This is a genomic window from Pseudomonas sp. E315, assembly GCF_055406205.1.
In genome coordinates this window covers 1-5,232 of record NZ_JBUZPJ010000031.1, presented here as the reverse complement: position 1 = coordinate 5,232, position 5,232 = coordinate 1, and the positions used below count along the sequence as shown (strand labels likewise).

General features: G+C 51.0%; 2 tRNA genes and 2 rRNA genes. All 4 read right to left on the bottom strand.

From position 1 onward, the window contains the following. Positions 1-74: 74 nt before the first annotated feature. Positions 75-2,966 (bottom strand): 23S ribosomal RNA (locus tag ACZRJQ_RS21930). A 237-nt stretch (positions 2,967-3,203) separates the two neighbouring features. After that, positions 3,204-3,279, bottom strand: a tRNA-Ala gene (locus ACZRJQ_RS21925). Between the two features lie 9 nt (positions 3,280-3,288). After that, positions 3,289-3,365 (bottom strand) — tRNA-Ile (locus ACZRJQ_RS21920). A 122-nt stretch (positions 3,366-3,487) separates the two neighbouring features. Beyond that, positions 3,488-5,024: ribosomal RNA gene (locus ACZRJQ_RS21915) — 16S ribosomal RNA — on the bottom strand. Together the 16S and 23S rRNA genes with 2 tRNA genes alongside form the textbook arrangement of a ribosomal RNA operon. Positions 5,025-5,232 lie beyond the last annotated feature (208 nt).

Here is a 5,232-nt window from a genome sequence, read left to right as displayed (position 1 = left end):
TTGCAAACTTTCGGTTTGTATCGTCTTCACACACCGCAATCTGGTCTATTCGACGCAAATTGCTTGGGTGTTATATGGTCAAGCCTCACGGGCAATTAGTATTGGTTAGCTCAACGCCTCACAGCGCTTACACACCCAACCTATCAACGTCGTAGTCTTCGACGGCCCTTTAGGGAACTCAAGGTTCCAGTGAGATCTCATCTTGAGGCAAGTTTCCCGCTTAGATGCTTTCAGCGGTTATCTTTCCCGAACATAGCTACCCGGCAATGCCACTGGCGTGACAACCGGAACACCAGAGGTTCGTCCACTCCGGTCCTCTCGTACTAGGAGCAGCCCCTCTCAAATCTCAAACGTCCACGGCAGATAGGGACCGAACTGTCTCACGACGTTCTAAACCCAGCTCGCGTACCACTTTAAATGGCGAACAGCCATACCCTTGGGACCGGCTTCAGCCCCAGGATGTGATGAGCCGACATCGAGGTGCCAAACACCGCCGTCGATATGAACTCTTGGGCGGTATCAGCCTGTTATCCCCGGAGTACCTTTTATCCGTTGAGCGATGGCCCTTCCATACAGAACCACCGGATCACTAAGACCTACTTTCGTACCTGCTCGACGTGTCTGTCTCGCAGTCAAGCGCGCTTTTGCCTTTATACTCTACGACCGATTTCCGACCGGTCTGAGCGCACCTTCGTACTCCTCCGTTACTCTTTAGGAGGAGACCGCCCCAGTCAAACTACCCACCATACACTGTCCTCGATCCGGATAACGGACCTGAGTTAGAACCTCAAAGTTGCCAGGGTGGTATTTCAAGGTTGGCTCCACGCAGACTGGCGTCCACGCTTCAAAGCCTCCCACCTATCCTACACAAGCAAATTCAAAGTCCAGTGCAAAGCTATAGTAAAGGTTCACGGGGTCTTTCCGTCTAGCCGCGGATACACTGCATCTTCACAGCGATTTCAATTTCACTGAGTCTCGGGTGGAGACAGCGCCGCCATCGTTACGCCATTCGTGCAGGTCGGAACTTACCCGACAAGGAATTTCGCTACCTTAGGACCGTTATAGTTACGGCCGCCGTTTACCGGGGCTTCGATCAAGAGCTTCGCGTTAGCTAACCCCATCAATTAACCTTCCGGCACCGGGCAGGCGTCACACCCTATACGTCCACTTTCGTGTTTGCAGAGTGCTGTGTTTTTAATAAACAGTCGCAGCGGCCTGGTATCTTCGACCGGCGTGGGCTTACGCAGTAAATGCTTGACCCTCACCGGCGCACCTTCTCCCGAAGTTACGGTGCCATTTTGCCTAGTTCCTTCACCCGAGTTCTCTCAAGCGCCTTGGTATTCTCTACCCAACCACCTGTGTCGGTTTGGGGTACGGTTCCTGGTTACCTGAAGCTTAGAAGCTTTTCTTGGAAGCATGGCATCAACCACTTCGTGTTCTAAAAGAACACTCGTCATCAGCTCTCGGCCTTAGAATCCCGGATTTACCTAAGATTCCAGCCTACCACCTTAAACTTGGACAACCAACGCCAAGCTGGCCTAGCCTTCTCCGTCCCTCCATCGCAATAACCAGAAGTACAGGAATATTAACCTGTTTTCCATCGACTACGCTTTTCAGCCTCGCCTTAGGGACCGACTAACCCTGCGTCGATTAACGTTGCGCAGGAAACCTTGGTCTTTCGGCGTGGGTGTTTTTCACACCCATTATCGTTACTCATGTCAGCATTCGCACTTCTGATACCTCCAGCAAGCTTCTCAACTCACCTTCACAGGCTTACAGAACGCTCCTCTACCGCATCACCTAAGTGATACCCGTAGCTTCGGTGTATGGTTTGAGCCCCGTTAAATCTTCCGCGCAGGCCGACTCGACTAGTGAGCTATTACGCTTTCTTTAAAGGGTGGCTGCTTCTAAGCCAACCTCCTAGCTGTCTAAGCCTTCCCACATCGTTTCCCACTTAACCATAACTTTGGGACCTTAGCTGACGGTCTGGGTTGTTTCCCTTTTCACGACGGACGTTAGCACCCGCCGTGTGTCTCCCATGCTCGGCACTTGTAGGTATTCGGAGTTTGCATCGGTTTGGTAAGTCGGGATGACCCCCTAGCCGAAACAGTGCTCTACCCCCTACAGTGATACATGAGGCGCTACCTAAATAGCTTTCGAGGAGAACCAGCTATCTCCGAGCTTGATTAGCCTTTCACTCCGATCCACAGGTCATCCGCTAACTTTTCAACGGTAGTCGGTTCGGTCCTCCAGTTAGTGTTACCCAACCTTCAACCTGCCCATGGATAGATCGCCCGGTTTCGGGTCTATTCCCAGCGACTAGACGCCCTATTAAGACTCGCTTTCGCTACGCCTCCCCTATTCGGTTAAGCTTGCCACTGAAAATAAGTCGCTGACCCATTATACAAAAGGTACGCAGTCACCCAACAAAGTGGGCTCCCACTGCTTGTACGCATACGGTTTCAGGATCTATTTCACTCCCCTCTCCGGGGTTCTTTTCGCCTTTCCCTCACGGTACTAGTTCACTATCGGTCAGTCAGTAGTATTTAGCCTTGGAGGATGGTCCCCCCATATTCAGACAAAGTTTCTCGTGCTCCGTCCTACTCGATTTCACTGCAAAGATGTTTTCGCGTACAGGGCTATCACCCACTATGGCCGCACTTTCCAGAGCGTTCCGCTAACATCAATACAGCTTAAGGGCTGGTCCCCGTTCGCTCGCCACTACTAAGGGAATCTCGGTTGATTTCTTTTCCTCAGGGTACTTAGATGTTTCAGTTCCCCTGGTTCGCTTCTTAAGCCTATGTATTCAGCTTAAGATACCTAACTTATGTTAGGTGGGTTCCCCCATTCAGACATCTCCGGATCAAAGTCTGTTTGCCGACTCCCCGAAGCTTTTCGCAGGCTACCACGTCTTTCATCGCCTCTGACTGCCAAGGCATCCACCGTATGCGCTTCTTCACTTGACCATATAACCCCAAGCAATCTGGTTATACTATGAAGACGACATTCGCCGAAAATTCGCAATTTAACTCACAAATTTTACCTTAGCCTGAATAAACACCAGTGAAAGTGTCATCCAGTCTATCTTTCTATCACATACCCAAATTTTTAAAGAACGATCTAATCAAAAGATCAGAAATCAACATTCACCATCATTTGATGGAATGCTCATTTCTAAGCTTTACGATACAGAAGCAAGTTTATGGTGGAGCCAAACGGGATCGAACCGTTGACCTCCTGCGTGCAAGGCAGGCGCTCTCCCAGCTGAGCTATGGCCCCATACAAAATTGGTGGGTCTGGGCAGATTCGAACTGCCGACCTCACCCTTATCAGGGGTGCGCTCTAACCAACTGAGCTACAGACCCAATTTCGAGCTTGTAACTGTTAGCGTGAGCTATCAGCCTGGAGCTTAAAGCTGCTTCTATCGTCTTCTTCAATGAATCAAGCAATTCGTGTGGGAACTTATGGAGCAGCTGATGTCGTCGATTAAGGAGGTGATCCAGCCGCAGGTTCCCCTACGGCTACCTTGTTACGACTTCACCCCAGTCATGAATCACACCGTGGTAACCGTCCTCCCGAGGGTTAGACTAGCTACTTCTGGTGCAACCCACTCCCATGGTGTGACGGGCGGTGTGTACAAGGCCCGGGAACGTATTCACCGTGACATTCTGATTCACGATTACTAGCGATTCCGACTTCACGCAGTCGAGTTGCAGACTGCGATCCGGACTACGATCGGTTTTATGGGATTAGCTCCACCTCGCGGCTTGGCAACCCTTTGTACCGACCATTGTAGCACGTGTGTAGCCCAGGCCGTAAGGGCCATGATGACTTGACGTCATCCCCACCTTCCTCCGGTTTGTCACCGGCAGTCTCCTTAGAGTGCCCACCATTATGTGCTGGTAACTAAGGACAAGGGTTGCGCTCGTTACGGGACTTAACCCAACATCTCACGACACGAGCTGACGACAGCCATGCAGCACCTGTCTCAATGTTCCCGAAGGCACCAATCTATCTCTAGAAAGTTCATTGGATGTCAAGGCCTGGTAAGGTTCTTCGCGTTGCTTCGAATTAAACCACATGCTCCACCGCTTGTGCGGGCCCCCGTCAATTCATTTGAGTTTTAACCTTGCGGCCGTACTCCCCAGGCGGTCAACTTAATGCGTTAGCTGCGCCACTAAGAGCTCAAGGCTCCCAACGGCTAGTTGACATCGTTTACGGCGTGGACTACCAGGGTATCTAATCCTGTTTGCTCCCCACGCTTTCGCACCTCAGTGTCAGTATCAGTCCAGGTAGTCGCCTTCGCCACTGGTGTTCCTTCCTATATCTACGCATTTCACCGCTACACAGGAAATTCCACTACCCTCTACCATACTCTAGCTTGCCAGTTTTGGATGCAGTTCCCAGGTTGAGCCCGGGGATTTCACATTCAACTTAACAAACCACCTACGCGCGCTTTACGCCCAGTAATTCCGATTAACGCTTGCACCCTCTGTATTACCGCGGCTGCTGGCACAGAGTTAGCCGGTGCTTATTCTGTCGGTAACGTCAAAACACTAACGTATTAGGTTAATGCCCTTCCTCCCAACTTAAAGTGCTTTACAATCCGAAGACCTTCTTCACACACGCGGCATGGCTGGATCAGGCTTTCGCCCATTGTCCAATATTCCCCACTGCTGCCTCCCGTAGGAGTCTGGACCGTGTCTCAGTTCCAGTGTGACTGATCATCCTCTCAGACCAGTTACGGATCGTAGCCTTGGTGAGCCATTACCTCACCAACTAGCTAATCCGACCTAGGCTCATCTGATAGCGCAAGGCCCGAAGGTCCCCTGCTTTCTCCCGTAGGACGTATGCGGTATTAGCGTCCGTTTCCGAACGTTATCCCCCACTACCAGGCAGATTCCTAGGTATTACTCACCCGTCCGCCGCTCTCAAGAGGTGCAAGCACCTCTCTACCGCTCGACTTGCATGTGTTAGGCCTGCCGCCAGCGTTCAATCTGAGCCATGATCAAACTCTTCAGTTCAAACATCTTTGGGTTTTTAAGAAACCCTAAACTTGGCTCAGCAATCGTTGGTTACATCTTTGATTTCTCGCGGAGTAACTTGTGATGCTGATAATCTTGTTGACTATCAGTCTGACTCCACAAGCACCCACACGAATTGCTTGATTCAGTTGTTAAAGAGCGGTTGGTTAAGCTTTCGCTCAACCGAGGCGCGCATTCTACAGCAGCC